This is a genomic window from Embleya sp. NPDC056575 (assembly GCF_042793325.1).
In the GTDB taxonomy this organism is placed as follows: Bacteria; Actinomycetota; Actinomycetes; order Streptomycetales; family Streptomycetaceae; genus Embleya.
Window position 1 is genome coordinate 46,356 of sequence record NZ_JBHTVA010000011.1, and the last position, 22,230, is coordinate 68,585.

The window sequence follows — 22,230 nt, forward strand, 5'->3', positions numbered from 1 at the left end:
GCGAAGCTACCCGCATCCCACGCCCTGCCGACCCTCGAACGACGCCCAATCGACCATTGCCGAATTTGGCTCTACAGGATCAAGCGCGCCGCCCTGGGCCACGCCGCGCGTGCGGCGTGGCCGCCGGTCACGGCGCACCCCCGGCGACGCTCAGGCTGCTCAGGGGAGAACGACGGGATCACACGTCCTTGCTTCCCTTCACCGGGCCTCTTCCGGCAAGGCCCAGTCCCGCGCCCAGTCCGCTAAGACGAATCCCAACATTAGTTGGCGAGTCCAAGATCTTATATCGACCTTTACTTTCCTCCAGAGCACCCACCAAAGGACCACTCAAAAAATCCAAGGCATCTTTAATCGAATTCATCGTAGGACGAGGAGAAATCTCCTTCCTCAATACGTACGTGAGGTTTTCGATGCTGATGTAACCCTCCGAAATAGGATCCTCGTCGGTAGCTTCCTGAAAAGCCAGTTGAAGGATTCGAATAAGCAAATCTCTTTGCTGCTCTAGAGAAGAGTACTTATCTGCAGCTTCTTCCTCATGCAAATCCGCTCGCGTTAGAATCTCACCGATCTCTCTAAGTCCTAGAGGTGTCACGCGGTGCCGTTCGAGCATCTCCGTCAATGCGCGAACTGTGAAGAGAGCGAACCCACGCTCGACAGCCCATTGTTTAACGCGATCCGAAAAATCGGGGCCGACTACAACGACGTGATCGGCGTGATGCTTCTTTTTATGGTCCTTCAATGCGTCGAACTTCACATGCGAGTCAGTAATTACACCGCCGCCGGAGCTCTTCGCATCCACGATTACCTGGAATGTATCGCTTGGCGTCAGTTCAGCCGTAGCCAGCACATCCGTTCGCCCTGAACCTCCCAGGTGCTCAGCTCTGAATCCCAGAACCTGAAATGCTTCGGCGACAGCAATCTCGAATTCCTTACTATTGGTTCCACTTCCTCCATAATCCTTCAGCCTTCGAGTCAATGCCGTCTCGACATCCGACGACAGAGAATCGCTCGGATTATGAGACACAGTCTCCGTTGGGAGCATTTCGACGGCTGGCAATAGTTGACTAAACTGCTTGCCGAGCGCGGTTGAACGAAAACGCTGCCAGTCGATCCTGTGGATCAATTGCGCATCCTGGAGGAACTGAAGTCGGACACGAACCTCGCCAGCCGTGATCTGATTGTAGCCGTACTCGTTCTTTGCAATTTGCGTCAGCCCGGCCGCCGTTGAGGGTTCATCTAGATGCCGTAGAATCTCCCCAACGAACAAGTACCGCGAGTGCAAGTGAGCCACAAAGGTCGGTTCTTCTCCGGGCTTGAGCAGAACTTCGATATCAGAAATTATGGCGTACTCGTCCAATCCTGTCTGCTCGATCACCCCCAGATGCCGAACCGAATTGAGCATAGAACTGAACGAGGTTCGACTAATTCCGAAGGCGGCTTCACATTTGTCACGCAGAACATCTACCGATGCTCCATCCCCAACTAGGTCATAAATCTTTCTAAGCGCCCCAATAGGCGTCATCTTTCCATCTGTCTGATCTTGTTCAGCTTCCTTGTCGACTCGGGGAATGTAGCCGATTAGACTTTTCTTGTTCCTAATCCCCTCCGGACCGTTGGCCAGGATCGCTTCTACTCGCCCCATGAGGTTCGTGTCCCGAACCGCTGGAACTTCAAAGAACGCTCCCGCCGCATCGTCTGGGCTACAGACATCCAAACCGCCAAGCAGACGATCACCCAACTCGGTGCGAACAATTCTGCTTTTCCAAAGTTCGAGGAATCCCAGACTTCTGAGCCAAGCAACTCTCCGACGGACCTGATCGTCACTGTTCCATGACAACCCGTAGGGATCGCATGCAACCGCCAGGAGGTGTGCGTGTGTTGTATCGGAATCCACGGCTTCCAAAAGTTCGCCGAAGAACTTCACGCGCGCATGAATATGAGCTGCAAGAAAGAATCCGTCAGCGTTCTGCAGCCATTGCTGAGAAGCCACAGATGCACGCCAGCCACCATGTCCATCACGCTCGACAAGCTCTGTAGTTGAAAGTTGATGAACACACAGGTTCTCGCACTCGACGGCTACTTCCTCTCCTTTTTGAGAAGTCAAGTAAATAATGTCTTTATTTTTGGCCGGAAGGCGCTCCAAAACTTGCCTAAGCAGGGCGGCTTGAATTGCCAATCCGCCTGAGATGTACCCGATCGTATTCGCGCGATCTTGCCACTTTTTCACAAGCACGGGGTTCTTCCAAGGATCACTCAAAGCGCACCTCATAGTCTGTATGGCGTCGCGTTTTACTGTAGCTCCGAAAACCAACAGACGTAGTGTGTTCGACAGTCATGACCCGGGCTCGTCCCGTCTCCCCCGTTCTTTTGTTCGCAGCTGCGCTGCGAGCCGGCTGGGGGCCGGCAACGCGACCTTTGGCCGCGACCGGGGCGCGCTCGTTGCGTTGGACACCCGTTGGTACTGAGCTTTGGGGATCGGGCCGCAGTTGCCGAATATCCGGGTTGTTGGTCGGGTTGCGTGACCCGCGCGCAGAAACCACGGCATGCCACCCGGCCCCCGGCATGCCGTGGACCGGGTGCCTCGGTTGGGTTTTGGGGGCAGCTGGCTGGTTGTGCAGCATGCATGTAATGATCTTGGAATTGGGTGCTTCCCGACGCGGCTAACGTGCTGGTCAGGGGGAAGTTTTGGGGATTTGCTGGCACCCGCTCCGGAGTCGTGTGCAGGGCTCTGAGTCGCGTTCCTCGGATGCTGGGCGCTGGTTCCGCGTACCTTCGGACGGCGGGCACGCAGAAGCGCACCCGACGAGCAGGGAGTTGCAACGTGGCGCTGAGGAAGACTCCGGAAGAGCAAGCTCAGGCCGCGGCCGAGAAGGAGCAGAAGCGCCAGGCTGCCGAGGCACAGCACAAGGCCGAGAAAACGGAGCGCGACCGCCAGGCCTTCTTTGCCACGCCGGTCGGGCGTGCCCGCACGTCCTTCGAGCGTGGCGACTTGGTGTACCAGTACTCGTTCAGCGTGATGAGCCAACAGGCAATCATCGTGCCGATGGTTGGTAGTGGGACCTCACAAAAGACCAACGACCCGCTCGAGGTCGTCAATGCGGTCTGCCGTGAGGGCTGGGAGCTCGTAAACGGCTCGTTTGTCTTCGTTGAACAGGGCCAGCAGAGCCGTGACAAGTTTCTTTCCTCGGGTCAAAACGTAGCCACCAAAGGCGAGACTGTTGGCTACTACCTCTTCAAGCGCAACGAGGCGAACCGGGCCGCGTCACCGGAGCCGTGGACCAACATCGCTGAGTGATCCGCTACGTGCGTCATACCGCCAGTGCAGTCGATCAAGCTGCGCGCCCTGGGCGTACCCGAAGGGGCGGCAACCAGCGGTCGAGGGCAGTTCTTAGGCGCACTGAATGAGGATGCTTACCAGAACGGGGCGCGGGCTCAGGGGTTCTCACCAGCACTCAAGATGAGCGAATACCAGGCCGCGGATGGAGACTTGCGCAGATCGCGGCAACCCTTCCTAGCTGAGCATCCCTGCCTCGGTTCGCTGGAAGCGAGCGCTCCCCCTGGGAAAGGCAGGCCGCTCGCCGTGCCAGATGCGTGCCAGAACGGATGGGCAGTCGCGGATAGCCAGGGGTACTGACGGCTCACCGAGCCGCGAAGGCTGGCCGAGGCGCGCTCCTGATCACGATGCATCCTCTCGTAGCGAGGAACGGCGCTTCCCAAGCTTAGAACGCGAGTTCGATTCTCGTCGCCCGCTCCGTTCACGAAGGCCCAGGTCACGGACATGATCCGTGGACTGGGCCTTCGTCGTTTTCGGATTTGCTACATCGGGCTGCGGCCTTCGGCGGTGGGTGTTGGGCGGTTCGGCGGGAACGGGCGTGGGGTGGCTTTGGGCCGGGGCGGGGTGCGGGCCCGGGGGGCGGGTTGCGTGTTGTCCCGGCGGGGTTTGGGTTGTGGCGCTGCCGGATGGGTGTGTCGGGTGGGGTCAGGGCTGCTTGATGGCGGAGATGTCGAACTCCAGGACGACCTTGTCGCCGACGAGGACGCCGCCGCCTTCCAGGGCCGCGTTCCATTTCACGCCGAATTCCTTGCGGGAGATGGTCACGGATCCCTCCAGGCCGACGCGGAGGTTGCCGTAGGGGTCGACCGCGTTGCCCGTGTACTCGAAGTCGATGGTCAGGGGGCGGGTGACGTCCTTGACGGTGAGGTCGCCGGTGACGCGGTAATCGGTGTCGGAGTTCGCCTCGATGGAGGTGGTCCGGAAGGTGATGTCGGGGAAGTTGGGGATGTCGAGAAAGTCGTTGGTGCGCAGGTGCTGGTCGCGCTGTTCGACGCCGGTGTGGATGCTCTCGGCCTTGATGACCAACTGTGCGGTGGACTTGGTCGGGTCGCTGCCGTCCAGGTGGGCGGTGCCTTCGAAATCGCTGAACGAACCGCGGACCTTGGTCACCATGGCATGGCGGGCGACGAAACCGATCCGGGTGTGGGCGGGGTCGAGGACGTAGTCCCCGGTGAGCTCGGGGAGGGTGGCGGTCATGGTGAGCGGATCTCCCTGGGTCGGTCGGGATCCCGGCGGCGGTTCGCCGGGATTGTCTCCTGACCCACGCTAGGCGTGATGGGCGCCTGGGCCGCCCGGACGCGCGGGGAGTGCACTCCGAATGATGACCACGGCCGCCGCCACCACTGCGGCTCGTGGTCGGCACCGATGCGAACAGCTCGCAGGGGTGGTGGGCCGTTTCCGTTGAAGGCGGGCTCAGGGTGGACACGCGGGCGTGGGCCGTGGGCCGGGTCTTCGGGGTTCTGTGGGTGGCTGCCCTGGAGGGGTCGGCGGGCCGACGCCGCTTGGGGTGGCGGGGTGGGTTGGGGCTTGGGCTAGTGGAACTCGTGGATCAGTTCTATTCGGCCGACTATGTGTTTGTTGAATTCCGGGAGGTCTTCGGCTGGGACCCAGAGTTCGAGGATGGATTTGCCGCCTGCCTGGCGGACCGGGTAGCGGATTACGTACTCGGTTTCGATTTGGAAGCGGGTTACGTAGCCGGAGCCGGAGGCGGGGACGTTCCAGTCTCGGGCGATCTTGATCGCGTAGTCCTCGTTGAGGACCGGGTAGAAGATCGGCTGGTCGGGCAGGCGGGCCGGCCACGCGGTCCAGCCGGACTCGCGTACGAGCTCCAACTCGGCCGGTCCGGTCGGCCGCCAGAGGGTCGTCGTGGGGATGGCGTTCATGGGGTTATGGTGCGGCCGCGGGTGGGTGGGGTGGAAACGGATTTCGCAGGTGGGATGGGGCGGGCGGGGTGGGGCTCGGGTGGGGTGGCGGGCGAGTGACTTCCGCCTCGATCGGGTTGGATCTGACGGGGCGTCATGGAAGTTGGTGGCGGGCGCTGCTAGCTTCCGCGGCATGGATCACCGCATAGACCCCGAATTGCTCGCGGTCCTCCCGTATCTGCCGACCGTGGACATCGCCGAGCCGGCGGCGTTTCGGGCGGCGCAGCGGGCTCGGGCCCAGCCTTTGCAGCGTCCGGACGGGCTTCTGGTCGAGGATCGGGTGGTGGCCGGGGGTGTGCCGGTGCGGATCTATACGCCGACGGCCGCGGTGGAGGCGGCCGGGGCTGGTGGGGCGCTCGGGGTGCTGGTGTGGTTCCACGGTGGTGGGTTCGTGTTCGGGGACATGGACAGTACGGATGGCAGCTGCGTGGCGACCGCCCTGGAGGTGGGCTGCGTCGTGGTGAATGTGGAGTATCGGCTTGCGCCCGAGGATCCCTTTCCGGCGGGCTTCGACGATGCGTGGGCGGCGCTTCGGTGGGTGGCGGAGCACGCGGCGTCGATCGGGGCGGATGCGGGGCGGATCGCGGTCGGCGGGGTGAGCGCGGGTGGCGGGTTGGCTGCGGCGTTGGCGCTGCGGGCTCGGGACGAGGGTGGGCCGGCGCTGGTGTACCAGGTGTTGGACACGGCGGTTTTGGACGATCGGCTGGACACTCCCTCGATGCGGGAGTTCGATGCGACGCCCTTGTGGAGTCGTCCGCAGGCGGAGTTGAGTTGGCGGTACTACCTGGCGGGTGCGGAGGCGAGCGCCTACGCGGCGCCGGCGCGGGCCGAGGATGTGGCGGGCTTGGCGCCCGCGTACATCACGGCGAACGAGTTCGATCCGCTGCGTGATGAGGCGATCGAGTATGCGGTGAGGTTGATTCGGGCGGGTGTTCCGGTCGAGCTGCATCACCGGCCGGGTACGTTCCATGGCTCCAACGCGATCCCGTCGGCGGACGTCTCGCGGCGGGCCCTGGAGGACATCCGCCGCGCCCTGCGGGCGGCTTTCCGGGTCGGGTAGGCGCACGGCGGGGCCGGGGCGTGGAGTGCCGGGTCTCCGGCGACGGTGTCGGGCCTGGGGCAAGGCGGGGCTGGGTTGCGGCTGCGGCTGCGGCAGCGGCAGCGATCTCGGCTGCGGGACCGCGGGGGGCGGGGCAGCTTCGGGAGTCGGGATCGGGCTGCCTGTCACCCAAGACCAAGGCATGGGCGCCGGTCTCTGCGGCGGGAGGCAAGGGGCGCGGCGTAGCTGCCGGCGTCGTCGAAAGTCAGAGCCGGCCTCCGTTTGCCGGACGCCGAGCCACGGCCGTTGTGACCTCGGGCCAGGGCACGGCTGCCGGTCATCGGGAGCTGGGGCCCGCAGCCGGGCGCCAACGGCCTCGGCATGGTCGCTGGTTACGAAAGCGAAGGGCTCGGTCACCGACCGCCGAAAGCAAAGGCACGACCGCCAGTCACCGGCGAAGACATGACCACCAGACGTCGAACGCCAAGCCCAGCCGCCGACCGCAGAAGACGAAGGCGTGACCGCCGGTTGCCGAAGGCGGAAGCTCGGCCGCCGGCCGCCGAAGCTGAAGGCCACGGTCGGCGTCCGCTGCAAGCCAGAGCACACCGGCCGGTCAGAGCTCGACCACCGACCGCCGAAACCACAGGCACTACCGCCAAATGCCGAAGACCGTAACTCGGCCGCCGGCCGCCGACGTCGAAAGCAACGGTCGGCGACCGCCGCAAGCCAGAGCACGCCAGCCGGTCAGAGCTCGACTCCGACCGCCGACCGCCGAAACCAGAGGCACCACCGCCAGTTGCCGAAGACCGAAGCTCGGCCGCCGGCCGCCGGCCGCCGACGCCGAAAGCCACAGTCGGCGACCGCCGCAAGCCAGAGCACGCCAGCCGGTCAAAGCTCGACCACCGACCGCCGAAAGCACGGGCGCCACCGCCAGTTGCCTAAGACAGAAGCTCGACCGCCCCGCCGACGCCGAAAGCCACAGTCGGTGACCGCCGCAAGCCAGAACTCGGCGACCGGTCAGGGCTCGACCACCGACCCCCGAAACCAGGCGCACCACCGCCAATTGCCGAAGCCGAAGCTCGGTCGCCGGCCGCCGACGCCGCAGTCATCGTCGGCGACTGCCGCAGGCCAGGACACGGTGGCCGGTCAGCGGGGGCCGGGGCGCTGCGGCCGGACGTCGAAGGACTCGGCGTGGTCGCGGTTGTGGAAGCGAGGGCTCGGCTGCCTACCGCCGAAACCGAAGGCACGACCGCCGGCCGTCGAACGCTGAAGCACAGCCGCCGGTCGCCGAAGACGAAGGCGTGAGCGCCGGTTGCCGAAGGCGGAAGGTCGGTCACCGAAACGAGAGGCATGACCGCCGATCGCCGGGGGCCGGGGCTCGGGCGCCGGGGCCGGGGCCAGGGCGCAGGGATCAACCGTCGATGGCGCAGGCTCGGCCGTCGGCCGTGGAGGGTCCAGGCGTGGGCGCCGATCGTTGGGGGCAGGGTTTGGCCGCTGATTGTCGAAGGTCGACATGCGGGCATCGGCTGCCGAAGTCGATGTGCCGCTGCCGGTTGTCGAAGGGCCGGGTGCGGTCGGCGGAGCTCGTGGTGTCCGGCACCCTGGTGTGGCTTGGGTGTTGGGGGTGGCTGGGGTTTGGGGGGTGGCGTGTGGGTCGGCCTACGCTGGGGGTGTACGGGGTTGGGATGTGGAGGGTGTTGTTGTGATCGTTGCGTTTTCGGTGTCGCCGTTGGGTGTTGGTGAGGATGTGGGGGAGGCGGTGGCGGCTGCGGTGCGGGTGGTGCGGGCCAGTGGGTTGCCGAATCGCACCGATGCCATGTTCACCTCGATCGAGGGTGAGTGGGACGAGGTGATGGCCGTGGTCAAGGAGGCCGTCGAGGCGGTCAAGGCGCACTCGAATCGGGTGAGCCTGGTGCTCAAGGCGGACATCCGCGAAGGGGTCGTCGATGGGCTGACGGCCAAGGTCGAGACGATCGAGCGCTACCTGGCCTAGGACCTGTCTGCTTGATCGGCTACAGGCCGGGGCGCTTGCGGGTGGTTCATGGTGGTGCCGTCAGGATTCCGCCCGAAGGCGGCCTCCAGAACGGCGGGGAGGTCTTCCTCGGGGACCGTGGTGCGCACGTCCGCCAGAACCTGGGGAAAGTCGTCATCGTCGATGATGACGCCCATGTGCTCCTGACGGAGTTGGTAAACGATCTCAACGAGCTCCGGTCTCAGCCGCATCCAGGCACGGGAGTTACGGATCTCTTCGTCGACCTGGTGCATGAACCAGCGCATGACCTCGTACGGGACGTGAGTGTGTCCTGCGGTCGGGTTGAAGCACACCGTCGGCTCCCGTGCCGGATCCTCGTCGGGGACGATTGCGGTCACAAGTGTCCGTTGTCCGGCCACGAGATCCAGTTCCAGATACCAGGCGTCATCGGGCACGGAGTACATCGCGGTGATCGCGTAGTCGCCGTCGGGGTGTCGAAAGACCATCGACGCATGCTGCCACGCTGGGTCGAGGACGTGCCTCTCCAAATTGTGCGGTCCGACGCCCCTACGCCCGGGCCCGGATGAGGATGGCAGCGAGGTGGAGCGCCGCCCGGTAGGCGATGGCAAGCTTGTCGGTTCGCTCGGTTCGCTCGGTTCGTCGGGGCGTTGTGGGCTGTCCGGATCCGGGCATCCGGCCGGCTTCCCGAACCGCGCGGGGCGGGATGTAACGTTTTTGCCGGCCGGTCCATTTCCCCTGATGACGTCGACGAACGGGGGACATCGATGGCCGGCGGAAGCGATGCGGACTTCCGAGAGTTCGCCGCCACGCACAGCCGCAGGTTGTTCCGTACCGCGTGTCTGCTCACCTCTGGTGACTGGCACGGTGCCGAGGACCTGCTTCAGGAGACACTCGGCAAGCTCTATCCGAAGTGGCGCAGGATCGGCCGGATGGAGTGGCCGTTCGCCTACGCGCACACCACGTTGGTCCGCACCTACCTGGAACAACAGCGCCGCAAGAGTTCCACCGAGCGCGCCACCGACCACGTGCCGGAGCGTGCGGCCCGCCCGACGGGCGATCCCGAGTTGCGGCTCACTCTGCTCGACGGCCTGGCCGAATTGGCTCCGGGGGATCGGGCGGTGCTGGTGCTGCGCTATTGGGAGGACCGCTCGGTGGAGCAGGTCGCCGAGATGTTGCATCTGTCCGCGGGAGCGGTACGGGTTCGCTCCCATCGGGCCCTCGATCGGCTGCGGGCGGTGCTGGGCGATCAGTTGCCGGATCTCGCCCTCGATCGCGGTTGAGTCTCGATTGATATCGGTGGGCGCCGATGGCACCGGTGACACCCGCGACGCCGGCGCTCCGTTCGACCCCTGCACGCTTCCGCATTCCCAGTGAAAGGACCGGTGATTTCACCGTGCCCCCTGCCGGTTTTGAGTACCACGACCCCGACTTCGAGCAGGCGCTGCCGGAGGCGCTTAACGCCGTGGTCGATACCTTCCCGGCGTACGACCCCGAGGTGATCGCGCGCGGCGTCGCACGCGGCAAGCGGATTCGGCGGACGCGGCGCATCCGGATCGGGGCCGCCGCGTGTGCGATGGCCGTCACCGTGGTGGGCGTCGGGGTCGTCCTCGATCGGGCGCTGGAGACCGATGCGTCGGCGGCCTCTCGGCGTACGCTGCCGGACGGCGAGATGCCCTCGGCCGGGCCGGTGACGGGCAATCAGATGATCGCCGTCCTGGAAAGCCTGCTGCCAGCCAAGGGGAAGATCAGCGAGGTCTCCGGTGGCGGGTCGCAACCGACGCCCCAGGACCCGCCGTTGATCAGTCGGAATCCGTTCGCCCAACTCGTCTACACCGACTCGGGCGGCTCGACCGGGGTCCGGGTGATGCTTGCGCGCCCCGCGCCCGACAGCCCCGAGAGCCGCATCGCCGACTGCGGCGCCGTCGACGGGCGCAGGCCCTACGACGAGTGCACGACCCGGCGTCAGCCCGACGGATCGAAACTGAGCGTGGCCAAGACCGTCAACGGCATGTCGGGCGCGCCCGGGCAACGACACTGGCGAGTGGTCCTGGACCGACCCGACGGCGGCCGGGTCTCGCTCGACGCCTTCAGCGGCGGGGCGCGGGACCAGTGGACGGGTGACAACCCGGACGGCGTCGGCGTCGGCCGGGATCCGCGATTGACGCTCGACCAGCTGACCGGGATCGCGACGGACGCACGCTGGGTACGCGGGATCGACGCCCTGCCGACACCGGATCGACGGATGCTCGGCGTCCTGCAAAGCGTGCTTCCCGCCGGTACCGACGTCACCGCCAAGGGCGAATCTGGGCAAGGTGCGACGGTCGTAATCCGGGACGGGAAGGGGCTGACGAACCTTTCCGCGAGCGTCCGGATGACCGCCGGGCCCCTGGAATCCTGCGCGGGAATTGCCGATTGTCGGACCAAGACCCTCCCCGACGGCTCCACGACCTTCGCCGCGCGACAGCCGGTGGGCAATGGGCCGCCGGAGTTCGTCCAGTGGCGGGTGGCGATACGCCACCCGGACGGGCGTACGGTCCAGGTCGACGCGGGAAACACCGCCGGTCCGGGGTTGGTTCTGATCAACAGTGACGACTACCCGGGGCTCGTGTTCCAGGGGTCCTTCAGCAAGAACAAACCGTCTCGCGTCGAACCGGCTCTGACCCTGGACCAGTTGGAGGCGATGGCCGCCGATCCGCGCTGGACGCGGTGAGATCCACGCGGACAGCGCGCGGCGCGTACGGCCGGCGGGCCGGGTGTACGCGCCGCGTCGGGTCCGGGCCGGGCCAGGCCGGGGCGGGGCGGACGGACCACGTACCCGCACCCGCCGAGTGGGCCCTCCGAAGTGCGTGAAACCCGCTGTACGGCACAGGACTTCGTCGCGCAAGCGTTTGTGCCGGTGAGACCGTCGATGCGGTTTTTCGTTGTGCGGACACGGCGCCTTCTAGGACCCACTAGGCCGGCCGCCCCTTCGGGGCGGCGGCCGGCTCCAGGTGGAAAACCGCCCAGGAAAACGTCACTCGGGTGGGTGATTGACGGCAACTGCCACAGCACTGTGTGCTGTTCCGTGTCCAAAGCGTGAGTCATCCAAAACGTATTTCGGCCCCCGCCGGTGCAACGAACACCGGTGCGAGGGCCTGACCATTCAACGAGAGGCATGAACCCTCGCATGGCTGTCCCCAAGCGTATCGACGTACCCGCCCCTGTCGAGAACCCCGCCGCCGCCGTGTTGGCCCAATTCGGCGGCCTCTCCGGATGGGCGTTCGAAGCCGCCATCCGCTACGAGGCCGCGCCTCCCGGCACGCCGATCTCCATCGAGAGCATCCGCGAACTCCTGGGCGTGGGCACCCACATCGCCCGCCGCGTGCTCCAGGAACTCACCGACGCCGGTATCGCGGTGGCCAAGCGCTTAAGGGACTCGGCGACCGGGCGCCTGCTCGGTCGTCTCACGGAGTGGTCCGGGCCGCGCGCGGTCCGGGGCGCTCCCGAGACAGGTTCACCCTCCGCCCCGAAGGCCGCCCCGAAGGCCGGGCCCGACACCGCGCCGAACACCGCGCCGACGGCCGGTCCCGAGCCGGATCCCGCCGTACGCGCCCTCGAACTGCTCCGCTCACTGGCCGACGTGGACGAACGATTGGCCTTCAAGGACCGGGAGTTGCGTACCCTCGTGCCGTTCGTCCAGGCCCGCTTCACCGCCGGCGCCACGGACGACGAGGTCTTCCGGGAGTTGACCGACGACCTACCGCCACCGAGCCGCGAGCTCAGGACCGGCCTGCTGCACTTCCGCCTCACCCGTACCGCGCCACCACCGACGGCTCCGGTGATCCCGGCCCAGTCGCGCCGCCCGCGCCTGGTCGAGTGCGCCGACTGCGGACGCCCCGGACCCGACCTCGTCCCCGGCGCCCTGTGCCACGACTGCCGCACCGGCACCACGCCCGTTCCGCTCGACGGCTTCGCCCGCGCGAAACGGCTGATGCAACTCGCCGGCCTGCCGCTGTGACCGTCGCGGATGGAGCCATCCGAGGGAACGGGGGTTGTCCCGGGTATTCTGGATGGGTAGCGTCCAGCATATGCAGATGAGCGAAGGCGTGGAGTGGGCGCTGCACAGCTGCCTGAACCTGGCGTGGGCCGAATCGGGCACGGCGGTGACGGCGACCAAGCTGGCCGCTTTCCACGGCCTGCCCGCTGCCTACCTCAACAAGCAGCTCCAGGCCCTCGCTCGCGCCGGCATCGTCACCTCGACCTCCGGCCCGCGCGGCGGATTCCGGCTGGCCAAGGCCCTGAAGGACATCACCCTGATGGACGTGGTCGTCGCCATCGAGGGCCCCGACGCGGCCTTCCGCTGCCAACAGATCCTGCGCAACGGTCCCGACGCCGACCCGACGGCCGACTACCGCACCACGTGCGTCATCGCGCAGGCGATGTCCCGCGCCGACCTGGCCTGGCGCCGCGAACTCGCCGCGCAGACGCTCGCCGACATCAGGGCGACGGTGGAGTCCCGCTCCCCCGACACCCCGGAGCTGACCCGGAACCGGCTGGCCGCGAAGTAGCCCCGCGCCGCCGGACGAGATCGCGCACGACGGCGAGGAAGTTGTCCCGCACCCGCGTGCCCCGCGCCGGGTCCCAGACCGCGCCGATCCGCCAGGAGACGGCGGCCGAAACGGCATCCGAGATCGCGCCCGAAGCATCCCCGCCCTCGATCGCCGTCACCTCGACCGTCGAAGACGCGATACCGGCCGCCCCCGCCGGCACCAACGCCACCCCCACCCCCGCCGCGACCAGCGCCAACACGGTCTGGAGGTCGGACGCCTCCTGGACCGGCTCCGACCGAGCATCGAACTCCCGCTCGAACAGCTCGATCTGCCGCACCAGCCCCGGCCCCTTCGCCCGGGTGAGCCGCACCACCGCACGCCCCCGCAACCACGCCGCGACACCCACCGGATCAGTCGGCGGCGGATCCGCGTCCCGGGGCGCCGCCACCGCGAGCGCGTCGGTCAGCACCACGAACCGGGCCAGGTCGTCCGGCGCCGGCAGCCGTACGAAGCCCACGTCGAGGTCGCCCCCGCGGACCGCCTCGATCTGACTCGCGGAGGACATGTCCTCCAACGAGATCTCCACCCCCGGAAAGCGCCGGCGGAAGGCCGCGACGGCCTGCGGCGCGAGGTCGATCCCGGACAGCCCGAACCCGACCGCCAGACTGCCCGCCTCCCCGCGCCGGAACTGTCCGGCCCGCCGAGTCAACTGGTCGGCCCGACGCACCAGTTCGCGCGCCTCCGGAAGCAGCGTGGCGCCCAGCCGGGTCGGCTCGGCACCGTGCCGCCCCCGGATGAACAGGGCGCCGCCGACCTCCGCCTCCAGCGCCCGGATCTGCTTGCTCAACGCGGGTTGGGTGATCGACAACCCCCGCGCCGCGACCCCGAAGGAGCCGCGGTCGGCCACCGCGACCAACGCGCGCAGCAGCCGGATGTCCATATCGGGAGTCTAGGCGGCGATCCATTCCGTCCGGTTATCGAAGCACCCCGAACTTTCATTGGACCGGAATGCCGAGGTACGGCTGTGATGGAAGTCGGGACGACCATCAGCCACCCATCAGCCACCCCACGGACAGGAGTCGTCGATGTCGACGGAGCAATTGCGCTGCGCGTCGGTACAGTTCGAGCCGCGCCCGGACGACAAGGCGTACAACCTGGCCCGCGTCGAACACTTCACCCGCCGCGCCGCCGCCGACGGGGTACAGCTCGTCGTGGTCCCCGAGATGTCCCTCCTGGGCTACTGGCACCTGCGCCGGCACCCCGCCGAGCGGCTGCGCGAACTCGCCGAGCCGGTCACCGGCCCCTCCGTCACCCGCGTGCGCGAGTTGGCCGTCGAGCTGGGCGTGGCCGGCGGCCTGGGCTTCCTGGAACTGGACGAGGTCGACGGGCGGCTGTTCAACTCGTACGCGGTGTGCCTGCCCGACGGCCGGGTGCACCGCCACCGCAAACTGCACGCGTTCGAGCACGAGGCCGTCTCCAGCGGCGACCGGTACACCGTCTTCGACACCCCGTGGGGCGTACGGGTCGGCATCCTCGTCTGCTGGGACAACAACCTCGTCGAGAACGTGCGGGCCACCGCCCTGCTCGGGGCCTCGATCCTGGTGGCACCGCACCAGACCGGCGGTACCGACTCGCGCAGTCCGCACGGCATGCGGCCGATCCCACCGGCCGTGTGGGAGAACCGGCACCGGGACCCGGCCGCCGTCGAGGCCGCGTTTCGCGGCGACAGCGGCCGGGGGTGGCTGCTGCGCTGGCTGCCCTCGCGGGCCCACGACAACGGCCTGGCGCTGATCTTCAGCAACGGGGTGGGGCGCGACGACGACGAGGTCCGCACCGGCAACGCGATGATCCTCGACCCGTACGGCCGCATCCTCGCCGAGACCTGGGCCGCGGCGGACACGATGGTCACCGCGGACGTCGACCTGTCCCTGATCCCGCTGTCCACCGGCCGCCGCTGGCTCAAGGGCCGCCGCCCCGACCTGTACGGCGTCCTCACCCACCACTTCGGCGACGAACGCGACGCCAGGACCGCCCGCTTCTCGCCGGACCCGGCGGCGGTGGCCCCGATGGTGCTCCCGGACTGAACCCGGGGTCGGCGCGGCGCTCGACCTGCCCTCGGTCAGCCCTCGGTCAGCCCTCGGTCAACCCGACGAGTTTGCCGACCGTACGGCCGAGTTCCATGTCGGTGTGCGCGCGGCGGATGTCGTCGAGAGCGTACGTGTGGATCGGCCCGAGGCTGATCCGCCCGGCGGCGATCTCGTCGAGGTGGCGCTGCAACACGTCGGCGGGCAGATCGCCGCTCTCGCCGCCGTAGGCGGTCAGCCGAACACCCTTCGGGAGGTAGCCGATCGGATAGAAGTCGGGCACGATCCACTCGTTGGACAACATCCCGGTGAAGCACACCGTCCCGTGCACCCGGGTGGCGGCGAGGGTGTCCGGCAGGGTCGGCGTCCCGACCAACTCCAGTGCCGCGTCGACGCCTTCGGGATACAGCGCGCGTACGGCGGCGGCGACGGCACCGTCGTCGACCAGGACGTGGTCCACCCCCTGGGCCCGCAGCACCTCGACGTTCGCGGCGCGGCGCGTGGTCGCGAGCACCGTGGCGCCGATCCCCTTGGCGAGCGCCGCCGCGGCCAGGCCCACGGAGGAGGTCCCGCCGCGAATCAGCAGGCTCTGCCCGGCGCGCAGGTCCAGCCCGGTGGTCAACGAGCCATACGCCGTCTGCAACGTCTCCGGAACCGCGCCGATCACGTGCCAGGGCAGGTCCGACCCGAACCCGATCACCTGGTCCACGGGTACGAGCGTGTACTGCGCATAGCCCCCGTCGTAGGTCCGCCCCATGTTGCCCATCATGGTGGCCACCTGCCGTCCGACCACGAGGCCGCCGTCGGCGTCGGCCGGATCCAATGCGTCCACGACCCCGACCGCCTCGATCCCCGGCACCCGGGGAAACGTCACGCCTTCGGCCAGTCCGAGCCGGGTGTGCAACTCCGAACGGTTCAGCCCGAACGCCTTCACCGCGATCCGCACCCACCCCGGCCGCACCTCGGGTACGGCCGGGTCCCGCAGCACCAGGTTCTCCACCGGCCCGGGTCCGGTCAGCACCACGGCCCGCATCGTCGCGGCCACTTCCACCTCCATGGCAAACGATCAAGACACAACGTCGCAGGCGTAACGGGGCGGGGGGATCCCGGCATTCCGCGAGCGACGGCATGTCAGCCGTGTGCCACTCGGCCACGGTCGATCGGTGGGCGCCCCGTCCCTCGGCAGGCACCCGCCGCGCGCCCTCACGTCGTCGGCGGGGTCACCTGTTCCGCCGCCCACTCCGCCCAGTCGCGCTGCATCTGCGACAGGCGCAGGCCGTACTCCAGGGCGACGCGGCCGTACACCGACAGCGGGCCGTCGTCCCACGGCACGTTCGCCTCCACCTCGCGCAGCCCCGCGTTCCGCTCGGCCGCGACCTCGGCCTGGGCGGCCAGGTATGCCCGGGCCTCCGCCGGGGCGAGGGTGTCGAGGAAGAAGACGCGCAGGAGCATGCCGCTGCGCCTGACCCGCTCGGGTTCCACCTCGATCAGCCAGTGGCGCAGTTCGGCCCGCCCGCTCTCGGTGATCGAGTATTCCTTGCGGCCGCGTGGACCCTCCGCGGTCACGTCGAGCAGGCCCTCGGCGGAGAGTTTGCCCAGTTCGCCGTAGACCTGGCTCTGGGTGGCGGGCCACGCGTTGGCCAGTGACGTCTCGAAGGACTTCAGCAGGTCGTAGCCGCTGGCCGAGCGATTCGCGAGGAGTCCGAGGAGTGCGTGACGAAGGCTCATGGCGCGGACTTTACCACTCAGGATTGACATGTCGAAGTTGGAACGTCAAAGTTTGACCTGTCAGCAGCGGAGCGTCGAACAGAGGAATGCCATGAACTACGTCCGCAACTTCGCTCCGTGGATCGTCTTCGCCGCCATCCCCTCGACGAACTGGCAGTGGGGCGCGCTCGCCGCGCTGGCCGCCACCGTGCTGATCGCCGCCCAGGACCACCGGGCGGGGCGCGGGGTCGACCTGCTCGCCTACAGCACCGCGATCTTCTTCCTGGTGCTGACCCCGGTCGCGTTCGCCGTGCCGGACTCCGGCTTCCACCGCTATGTCGGGGCGGCCTCGTTCGCCTGGCTGGCGCTCACCGCCTGGGGCTCGATCGCCGTCGGCAACCCCTTCACCCTCGTGATCGCCCGGCGTTCCACCCCGCGTGAGATCTGGGGCCTGCCGATGTTCCGCCGGGTCAATGTGGTGATCGCCTGCGTGTGGGCCGCGAGCTTCACCGTCACGGCGGTCGCGCTCTATCTGATCAAGGCGAACGACCTGGCCGGCGGGGTGGCCGTCGCCGCCCAGGCAGCCGGATTCGTGCTCCCGGCGATGTTCACCGCCCGCTACCCCGCGCTCGTCCAGGCCCGGTACGCCGGATGACGTCGGCCGCCCCGCGAACGGCGCACGCCGAGGGCGGCGACCGGCGTCGGGTGGTACGTCCCGTGCCCCACGCACCCGCGTCGCGACGACGTGCCGGACGCGCCGGCGACGCCGTGGCGGTGGGCGCGCGCCCCGACCGCGGGCACCATGCGGGACTCGACGGGCCGGGCGACCCGATTCCGGTGCGGGCCGCCCGGATCCGACTCAGCTGAACGTGTCGCTGACCGCGTTGACGCCGGCCGTCACGAAGTGGTCGACCAGTTCGGAGAGCGAGGACGCGACCTGCGTACCGGACAACATCACACCGGCCACGAACGCCAGGATCAGGCCCAGGAGTTTGTAGCCCTTGTGCGTGACCATGTAGAAGAGGATGAAGATGATCAGGATCGGGACCCCGACGGTCACCCCACGACCGACACTGCTCGTCTCGGTCGTCACCGCCTGGAAGTTGGCGATGTGTTCGGGCGCGGCAGCGGCCACGGCGCTCAGCGACATGTGCATGATTCCCCTCCGGTCCTGCGGTCGTCCGCCGGTCCCTGTTTGCCTTGGCGTACCCGTGATATGACGGTTCGTAAGCTACTCACGTCGCCCGCACCGTCACCCGCCACCGATGGGGATGGTCGCCCCGGCCATCAGGCCGGCCAACACCCAGGCCCAGCGCATGAGTCGCACCAGGGGCCATTTGGCGCTGATGATCACGATCCAGAAGCCGGCCATCAGCCACAGACAGAAGGCCGCCATGAAACCCGCCTCATGGGAGCAGTCCACCAGGAGGCCGGCGCCGTAGTAGGCGGCCAGGCCGGTGGGAACCAGCATGACCAGGTCGGTGCCGCTGAACGGCCGGGAGGGTCCGACCACGCCGCCGGGGCCGCCCGTGAACGGCGGCGGCACTCCGGGCTTGTCCGAAGTCCCGCCCTGCGTGCCGGAATCGGCCGATCCACCGGCTTGGTCGCCGGCCGCCGAGCCGCGGCGGACGAAGCGGGCCAGGCCGGACGTCGGACCACTCGCGGCAACGGGTGCCGCGTCGTCGGCGCCGAGCGCTCCGGCCGTGCCCACCGCGCCCGTGCCGGCCGCCTTGGCGGAGCGGCGCCACGGCGGCTTGCGTGTGGGCGGGGCCGAAGTCGGCGGTGCCGCGGGAGCGTTGTTCCGCCCCGGGTCGCGGGGTTTCATCACGTGCCGCACCGTGGGGCGCGGGGAAGAGCCGCCAGGGTCGGTGCCACGCTCGGGCGGATGCGCCCGCGTGCTCTCCGAGTACCGGGCCGCGTCGGGGCGTTCGCCGGCGCCGCCCCGCCCGGGGCGCGCGCCGGTACCACTCTTGCGCTCCGTCGTACGCCGGGACTCGGGCGCCGCCGCCGTGTCCCGCTCGCGCTTCCGACGCTCCCGCAAGTCGCGCCGCCAGGAGGGCTCTTCGTCCTCGTGTCGAGGGCTGCGCGACGCGCGGGCGGATCCGCGCGCGGGTTCGTCCCGGGGCGCGGGGAATGCCGGTTCCTCGTCCTCGGGATCCGAAAGATGGCGCCATCGCCGCAGGTCGCCGAGCCGAAGTCCGCGTGCTTCGGGGGGCGGTGGCGGTTCGTAGCCGCTCATCGCCTATCCACCTCCCGACTGACGTGGGCACGGCTTGCAGGACCGGCTGTGCCGGTATGCCGCCAGTATCCACGGCACCGCGATCGCGATGGCGAAGAACTCGCCGTCTCGTGCCCGGCCGCGGATGTGCAGAACGGCCGCGAACACCGCGGCGGTGCCCAGGATGAGCATGGTCAGCGCGTTGGAGTGCACGATGCGCAGTGCCAGCCAGTTCGCGGACGAGGTCCGGGTCTTGACCGTGCGTTCCTTGAACTTCTTGCGCCAGTCGTCGGCCATCAGGGCCTCCGGGGCCCGGCGCCGGCGGTCCACGAAAGAGTCGTGAAAGCGCCGGTGGACGACCCGAGCGGGAACGTACCGGTTCCGATCGGTCGATCGGCGAAATACGGGGCGTGGGGCGGCCGTCGGTCACCGTCGCCGATGCCGTGTGCCACCCGGGAGGGCCGGTACATACGCGGACTCCTCTCGTCCGGTGTCACATCGCGCCCGTCGACCGGAGCCACAACGGCCCGGCGGCGGAGCTCACGGTGGTGAGGTGACGGCTCCACTCCTGTTTCCGCAGGCCGCGCCCATGGCGCGGCAAACCGTTACGTTCCATTTGACCTTGTTCAGTGTGGCCAGTGGGCGGGACAGCGTCAAGGGGCGACCGCTCGGCTGCATTGCGTAGCCCACGCGCTCGCCCCCATGAGGCATTCCCTTGCACCCTAAGGGCTCTGACGGTGCGTCAGATCCCGCGCCGATGATCTTCGGCCACTGTTGAGACCCCGTCAGATCCGGTCCGCCGGGATCCGGCCCATGCGACCGGCCTTGAAGTCGTCGAACGCCTGCGCCAGTTCCGCGTGAGTGTTCATCACGAACGGGCCATACCAGGCCACTTCCTCCCCGATCGGCTGCCCACCGAGAACGATCACCTCGAGGTTGGGCTTGTTCGAATCCTGACGCGCGTCCGCCTGGAGGTCGATCGTGTCGCCGGCACCCAGGACCGCGAGCCGGCCGGTTTCGATCGGTCGCCGATCGGTTCCGACGGTCCCGGAACCGGAAAGGACGTACACCAGCGCGTTGTAGTCCTTGCGCCACGGCAGCGAAAGTCGCGCGCCCGGGTTGACCGAGGCGTGCAGCAGGGTGATCGGGGTGTGCGTGATACCCGGACCGTCGAAGCCGCCGACGGAGCCGGCGATCAGCCGGACCAGGGCGCCGCCGTCGTCCGAGGCGAGCAGCTTGACGTCGCCCGCGCGGATGTCCTGGTAGCGCGGGTCGCTCATCTTCTGCACGGACGGCAGGTTGACCCACAGCTGGATGCCGTGGAAGAGCCCGCCACTGGTCACCAGCGCCTCCGGCGGCGCCTCGATGTGCAGCAGGCCGGAGCCGGCGGTCATCCACTGGGTGTCGCCGTCGGTGATCACGCCACCACCGCCGGCCGAGTCCTGGTGGACGAACTCGCCGTCGAGGAGATAGGTGACCGTCTCGAAGCCCCGGTGCGGGTGCCACGGGGTGCCCTTGGGCTCACCCGGCGCGTACTCCACCTCACCCATCTGATCCATCATGATGAACGGGTCGAGGTAGGTCTGGTTGACACCCGCGAAGGCGCGCCGCACGGGGAAGCCCTCACCCTCGACTCCGCTCGGGGCGGTGGTGACGGCGAGTACGGGACGCGGGCGGGCGTCGAGTGCGGGCTCCGGCAGACGCGGCAGAGCCAGCGGGTTGGCAACGGTGACGGCGGGCATGGCCTGCTCCTCGGGACGAGTACGGTCCGGCTTTCCCGGTCCTTGCACGCCTCAACAGTAGTTGCTCGCTCAACATTCCCCGCGCGGAGGGTCTGGTTCGAAGGGTGGTTCCGGGCGGGGCGAGGGGGTCGCGCCGTCGTGGCGGCGAGCGGGGGGCGCATTGGGGTACACGTCCGCCGCGCGGTCGGGATCGGGCGCCGCGCCGCGCGTCCGCTACGCGGTCGCGGAGCGGGGCGAGGTCGCCGCGAGCGCGGCGATGTGCCGGGGCGTGGCGATGTGCCGGGGCGTGGCGGCTTGCGGAACGTGGCACCGTCGCCACGGCGAGTCGCGGTTCACCGCCGCTGCGCGGCCGGACGAGTCCCGGTGGGCGGTCCGGCCCGGGTTCAGGCCGGGAGGGCCCTGTTCACGCTGGGGAGGGCTCGGCCGCCGGCGAGGCGGGCGAGGGTGGTGTCCACCGAGTCCGGGGACAGGATCTGGTCCAGGGCCATGAACGCGCAGCCCGTCAGGCCCGCGGCCTCGCCCAACACGCTCGGCACGATGCGCAGTTCGCGCGTGGCCACCGCCGTGGACCGCCGATAGACCACCTCACGCACCCCGGCCAGCAGCGGATCGCCCGCGTCGGCGAGGTCGCCGCCCAGCACCACCACCGCCGGATTCAGCACGTTGACCACGCTCGCCAGCACCTCGCCGAGCATCCGCCCCGACTCGCGCACGAGCCGCACCGCCTCGGGCTGGCCGGCCGCCGCGAGAGCCACCACGTCACGCACGCTGGAGACCTCGCGGCCGTCCGGGAAGCGCGCCCCGTGGGCGGCCAGCGTCTCGATCAAGTGCCGCCCGCTGGCCAGGACTTCGAGGCAGTCCACGTTGCCGCACCAGCAGCGCACCCCGGTACCGCCGGCGACCGGGATGTGGCCGATCTCGCCGGCCGCGCCGAGCGCGCCCCGGTAGACCTTGCCGTCGGCGACTATCCCGGCACCGATGCCCGTGGACGCCTTGACGAAGACGAGGTCGCCCGCGTCGGCCCGGGCCCGATACTCGCCCAGCGCCATCACGTTCACGTCGTTGTCCACGTACACCGGTACCGGCAACCGGCGTTGCAGGGTCGGCGCTATCGCCACCCCGTCCCACCCCGGCAGCGTCGGCGCACCCGCGGCGCGTCCGGTGTCCAACTCGACCGGTCCGGGCACGGCGACCCCGACCCCGCGTACCCGCGCCGGGTCGAAGCCCTCCTCGGCGAGCATCGTGTCGATCCAGTCCGGCAGTCCGGTGAGCACCGCGTCGGGGCCGCCCTGCGCGGCCATCCGGGTCTCCCGGCTGGCCAACACCCGGCCGGTCAGATCGCAGACCGCGAGTTGGCCTCGGCTGCTGCCGAGCGAGGCGGCCAGTACCAGGCCGCCCTCGGGGTTGAGTTCGAGGCGGATCGGGGGCCGGCCGCCGGTGGACACGCCGTCGGCGCGTTCGGCGAGCAGTCCGGCGTCCACCAGTTCGTCGATCCGGGCCGCCACGGCGGATCGGGACAGCCCGGTGAGCCGGGCGACGTCCGCCCGGGTCTCGGCATCACCTTCACGCACCAGGCGAAGTACCTCGCCTGCACTGCTGTGCGGGATGGGATTCGCGCGTCGGGCCATGTCGTCCAGTGAACCAGGGCGGCTTTCCCTCGGT

At 68.6% G+C, this 22,230-nt stretch carries 21 protein-coding genes; 9 read left to right on the top strand and 12 right to left on the bottom strand.

Going from position 1 to position 22,230, the window contains the following annotated elements; translation table 11 throughout:
- Window positions 1-178: 178 nt before the first annotated feature.
- Window positions 179-2,257: a restriction endonuclease gene (locus ACFRCG_RS10960; protein ID WP_380030516.1), complete on the bottom strand. Its 2,079-nt coding sequence runs from the start codon at window positions 2,255-2,257 to the stop codon at window positions 179-181.
- A 564-nt stretch (window positions 2,258-2,821) separates the two neighbouring features.
- On the opposite strand from ACFRCG_RS10960, the gene ACFRCG_RS10965 reads away from it, so the two are divergent.
- Window positions 2,822-3,295, top strand: coding sequence for a hypothetical protein (locus ACFRCG_RS10965; protein WP_380030517.1), 474 nt, complete (start codon window positions 2,822-2,824; stop codon window positions 3,293-3,295).
- Window positions 3,296-3,979: 684 nt separating this feature from the next.
- Here the strand turns inward: ACFRCG_RS10965 and ACFRCG_RS10970 are convergent.
- Entirely contained in the window at window positions 3,980-4,531 is a 552-nt protein-coding gene (locus ACFRCG_RS10970) for a YceI family protein (RefSeq protein ID WP_380030518.1), read from the bottom strand.
- A 335-nt stretch (window positions 4,532-4,866) separates the two neighbouring features.
- Complete coding sequence (locus ACFRCG_RS10975) at window positions 4,867-5,217, bottom strand: hypothetical protein (protein ID WP_380030520.1); 351 nt, start codon at window positions 5,215-5,217, stop codon at window positions 4,867-4,869.
- A gap of 172 nt (window positions 5,218-5,389) precedes the next feature.
- Here ACFRCG_RS10975 and ACFRCG_RS10980 point away from each other — a divergent pair, with 172 nt between their 5' ends.
- Together ACFRCG_RS10980 and ACFRCG_RS10985 are read left to right on the top strand one after the other, a co-directional pair.
- Complete coding sequence (locus ACFRCG_RS10980; RefSeq protein WP_380030521.1) at window positions 5,390-6,316, top strand: alpha/beta hydrolase; 927 nt, start codon at window positions 5,390-5,392, stop codon at window positions 6,314-6,316.
- A 1,681-nt stretch (window positions 6,317-7,997) separates the two neighbouring features.
- Window positions 7,998-8,288 (top strand): MTH1187 family thiamine-binding protein, encoded by a 291-nt coding sequence (locus tag ACFRCG_RS10985; RefSeq protein ID WP_078976209.1) that lies wholly within the window; start codon window positions 7,998-8,000, stop codon window positions 8,286-8,288.
- Here the strand turns inward: ACFRCG_RS10985 and ACFRCG_RS10990 are convergent.
- Window positions 8,285-8,773, bottom strand: coding sequence for a hypothetical protein (locus ACFRCG_RS10990; RefSeq protein ID WP_380030522.1), 489 nt, complete (start codon window positions 8,771-8,773; stop codon window positions 8,285-8,287). The two genes, ACFRCG_RS10985 and ACFRCG_RS10990, sit on opposite strands and share 4 nt — an antisense overlap.
- A gap of 279 nt (window positions 8,774-9,052) precedes the next feature.
- Here ACFRCG_RS10990 and ACFRCG_RS10995 point away from each other — a divergent pair, with 279 nt between their 5' ends.
- The 4 genes from ACFRCG_RS10995 (at window position 9,053) to ACFRCG_RS11010 (ending at window position 12,835) form a co-directional block, all read left to right on the top strand.
- Complete coding sequence (locus tag ACFRCG_RS10995; RefSeq protein WP_380030523.1) at window positions 9,053-9,568, top strand: SigE family RNA polymerase sigma factor; 516 nt, start codon at window positions 9,053-9,055, stop codon at window positions 9,566-9,568.
- 113 nt (window positions 9,569-9,681) lie between these two features.
- Window positions 9,682-10,998 carry a hypothetical protein gene (locus ACFRCG_RS11000; protein ID WP_380030525.1) on the top strand — a complete coding sequence of 439 codons (1,317 nt, stop codon included), beginning with the start codon at window positions 9,682-9,684 and terminating at the stop codon, window positions 10,996-10,998.
- Between the two features lie 456 nt (window positions 10,999-11,454).
- Window positions 11,455-12,285 carry a hypothetical protein gene (locus ACFRCG_RS11005; protein ID WP_380030527.1) on the top strand — a complete coding sequence of 277 codons (831 nt, stop codon included), beginning with the start codon at window positions 11,455-11,457 and terminating at the stop codon, window positions 12,283-12,285.
- Window positions 12,286-12,361: 76 nt separating this feature from the next.
- Window positions 12,362-12,835, top strand: a complete 474-nt coding sequence (locus ACFRCG_RS11010; RefSeq protein ID WP_380030528.1) for an RrF2 family transcriptional regulator — start codon at window positions 12,362-12,364, stop codon at window positions 12,833-12,835.
- Here ACFRCG_RS11010 and ACFRCG_RS11015 read toward each other — a convergent pair.
- Entirely contained in the window at window positions 12,765-13,757 is a 993-nt protein-coding gene (locus tag ACFRCG_RS11015) for a LysR family transcriptional regulator (protein ID WP_380030529.1), read from the bottom strand. The two genes, ACFRCG_RS11010 and ACFRCG_RS11015, sit on opposite strands and share 71 nt — an antisense overlap.
- A gap of 145 nt (window positions 13,758-13,902) precedes the next feature.
- Here ACFRCG_RS11015 and ACFRCG_RS11020 point away from each other — a divergent pair, with 145 nt between their 5' ends.
- Entirely contained in the window at window positions 13,903-14,901 is a 999-nt protein-coding gene (locus tag ACFRCG_RS11020; protein ID WP_380030530.1) for a nitrilase family protein, read from the top strand.
- Between the two features lie 46 nt (window positions 14,902-14,947).
- Here the strand turns inward: ACFRCG_RS11020 and ACFRCG_RS11025 are convergent, their stop codons facing one another.
- Window positions 14,948-15,958: a zinc-binding dehydrogenase gene (locus tag ACFRCG_RS11025; protein ID WP_380030531.1), complete on the bottom strand. Its 1,011-nt coding sequence runs from the start codon at window positions 15,956-15,958 to the stop codon at window positions 14,948-14,950.
- Between the two features lie 146 nt (window positions 15,959-16,104).
- Window positions 16,105-16,629, bottom strand: coding sequence for a PadR family transcriptional regulator (locus tag ACFRCG_RS11030; protein ID WP_380030532.1), 525 nt, complete (start codon window positions 16,627-16,629; stop codon window positions 16,105-16,107).
- 91 nt (window positions 16,630-16,720) lie between these two features.
- Between ACFRCG_RS11030 and ACFRCG_RS11035 the strand changes: the two genes are divergently transcribed.
- The gene (locus ACFRCG_RS11035; protein ID WP_380030533.1) at window positions 16,721-17,263 is read left to right on the top strand and encodes a hypothetical protein; all 543 of its coding nucleotides are present in this window, start codon (window positions 16,721-16,723) and stop codon (window positions 17,261-17,263) included.
- A gap of 204 nt (window positions 17,264-17,467) precedes the next feature.
- Here ACFRCG_RS11035 and ACFRCG_RS11040 read toward each other — a convergent pair whose 3' ends face one another.
- The 5 genes from ACFRCG_RS11040 to ACFRCG_RS11060 form a co-directional block, all read right to left on the bottom strand.
- A complete protein-coding gene (locus tag ACFRCG_RS11040) occupies window positions 17,468-17,764 on the bottom strand; it encodes a hypothetical protein (protein ID WP_380003388.1) in 297 nt (98 codons plus the stop codon).
- 96 nt (window positions 17,765-17,860) lie between these two features.
- Window positions 17,861-18,847, bottom strand: coding sequence for a hypothetical protein (locus ACFRCG_RS11045; RefSeq protein ID WP_380030534.1), 987 nt, complete (start codon window positions 18,845-18,847; stop codon window positions 17,861-17,863).
- A 3-nt stretch (window positions 18,848-18,850) separates the two neighbouring features.
- Window positions 18,851-19,156, bottom strand: coding sequence for a hypothetical protein (locus ACFRCG_RS11050; protein ID WP_380030535.1), 306 nt, complete (start codon window positions 19,154-19,156; stop codon window positions 18,851-18,853).
- 455 nt (window positions 19,157-19,611) lie between these two features.
- A complete protein-coding gene (locus tag ACFRCG_RS11055) occupies window positions 19,612-20,568 on the bottom strand; it encodes a pirin family protein (protein WP_380030536.1) in 957 nt (318 codons plus the stop codon).
- Between the two features lie 383 nt (window positions 20,569-20,951).
- A complete protein-coding gene (locus tag ACFRCG_RS11060; protein WP_380003384.1) occupies window positions 20,952-22,139 on the bottom strand; it encodes an ROK family protein in 1,188 nt (395 codons plus the stop codon).
- Window positions 22,140-22,230: the final 91 nt, after the last annotated feature.

Coding starts and splice junctions, on each gene's coding strand:
- ACFRCG_RS10970 (WP_380030518.1), bottom strand. CDS start 4,531: ATGACCGCCACCCTCCCCGAGCTCACCGGGGACTACGTCCTCGACCCC.
- ACFRCG_RS10975 (WP_380030520.1), bottom strand. CDS start 5,217: ATGAACGCCATCCCCACGACGACCCTCTGGCGGCCGACCGGACCGGCC.
- ACFRCG_RS10980 (WP_380030521.1), top strand. CDS start 5,390: ATGGATCACCGCATAGACCCCGAATTGCTCGCGGTCCTCCCGTATCTG.
- ACFRCG_RS10990 (WP_380030522.1), bottom strand. CDS start 8,773: ATGGTCTTTCGACACCCCGACGGCGACTACGCGATCACCGCGATGTAC.
- ACFRCG_RS10995 (WP_380030523.1), top strand. CDS start 9,053: ATGGCCGGCGGAAGCGATGCGGACTTCCGAGAGTTCGCCGCCACGCAC.
- ACFRCG_RS11005 (WP_380030527.1), top strand. CDS start 11,455: ATGGCTGTCCCCAAGCGTATCGACGTACCCGCCCCTGTCGAGAACCCC.
- ACFRCG_RS11010 (WP_380030528.1), top strand. CDS start 12,362: ATGAGCGAAGGCGTGGAGTGGGCGCTGCACAGCTGCCTGAACCTGGCG.
- ACFRCG_RS11015 (WP_380030529.1), bottom strand. CDS start 13,757: ATGGACATCCGGCTGCTGCGCGCGTTGGTCGCGGTGGCCGACCGCGGC.
- ACFRCG_RS11020 (WP_380030530.1), top strand. CDS start 13,903: ATGTCGACGGAGCAATTGCGCTGCGCGTCGGTACAGTTCGAGCCGCGC.
- ACFRCG_RS11025 (WP_380030531.1), bottom strand. CDS start 15,958: ATGGAGGTGGAAGTGGCCGCGACGATGCGGGCCGTGGTGCTGACCGGA.
- ACFRCG_RS11030 (WP_380030532.1), bottom strand. CDS start 16,629: ATGAGCCTTCGTCACGCACTCCTCGGACTCCTCGCGAATCGCTCGGCC.
- ACFRCG_RS11035 (WP_380030533.1), top strand. CDS start 16,721: ATGAACTACGTCCGCAACTTCGCTCCGTGGATCGTCTTCGCCGCCATC.
- ACFRCG_RS11040 (WP_380003388.1), bottom strand. CDS start 17,764: ATGCACATGTCGCTGAGCGCCGTGGCCGCTGCCGCGCCCGAACACATC.
- ACFRCG_RS11045 (WP_380030534.1), bottom strand. CDS start 18,847: ATGAGCGGCTACGAACCGCCACCGCCCCCCGAAGCACGCGGACTTCGG.
- ACFRCG_RS11055 (WP_380030536.1), bottom strand. CDS start 20,568: ATGCCCGCCGTCACCGTTGCCAACCCGCTGGCTCTGCCGCGTCTGCCG.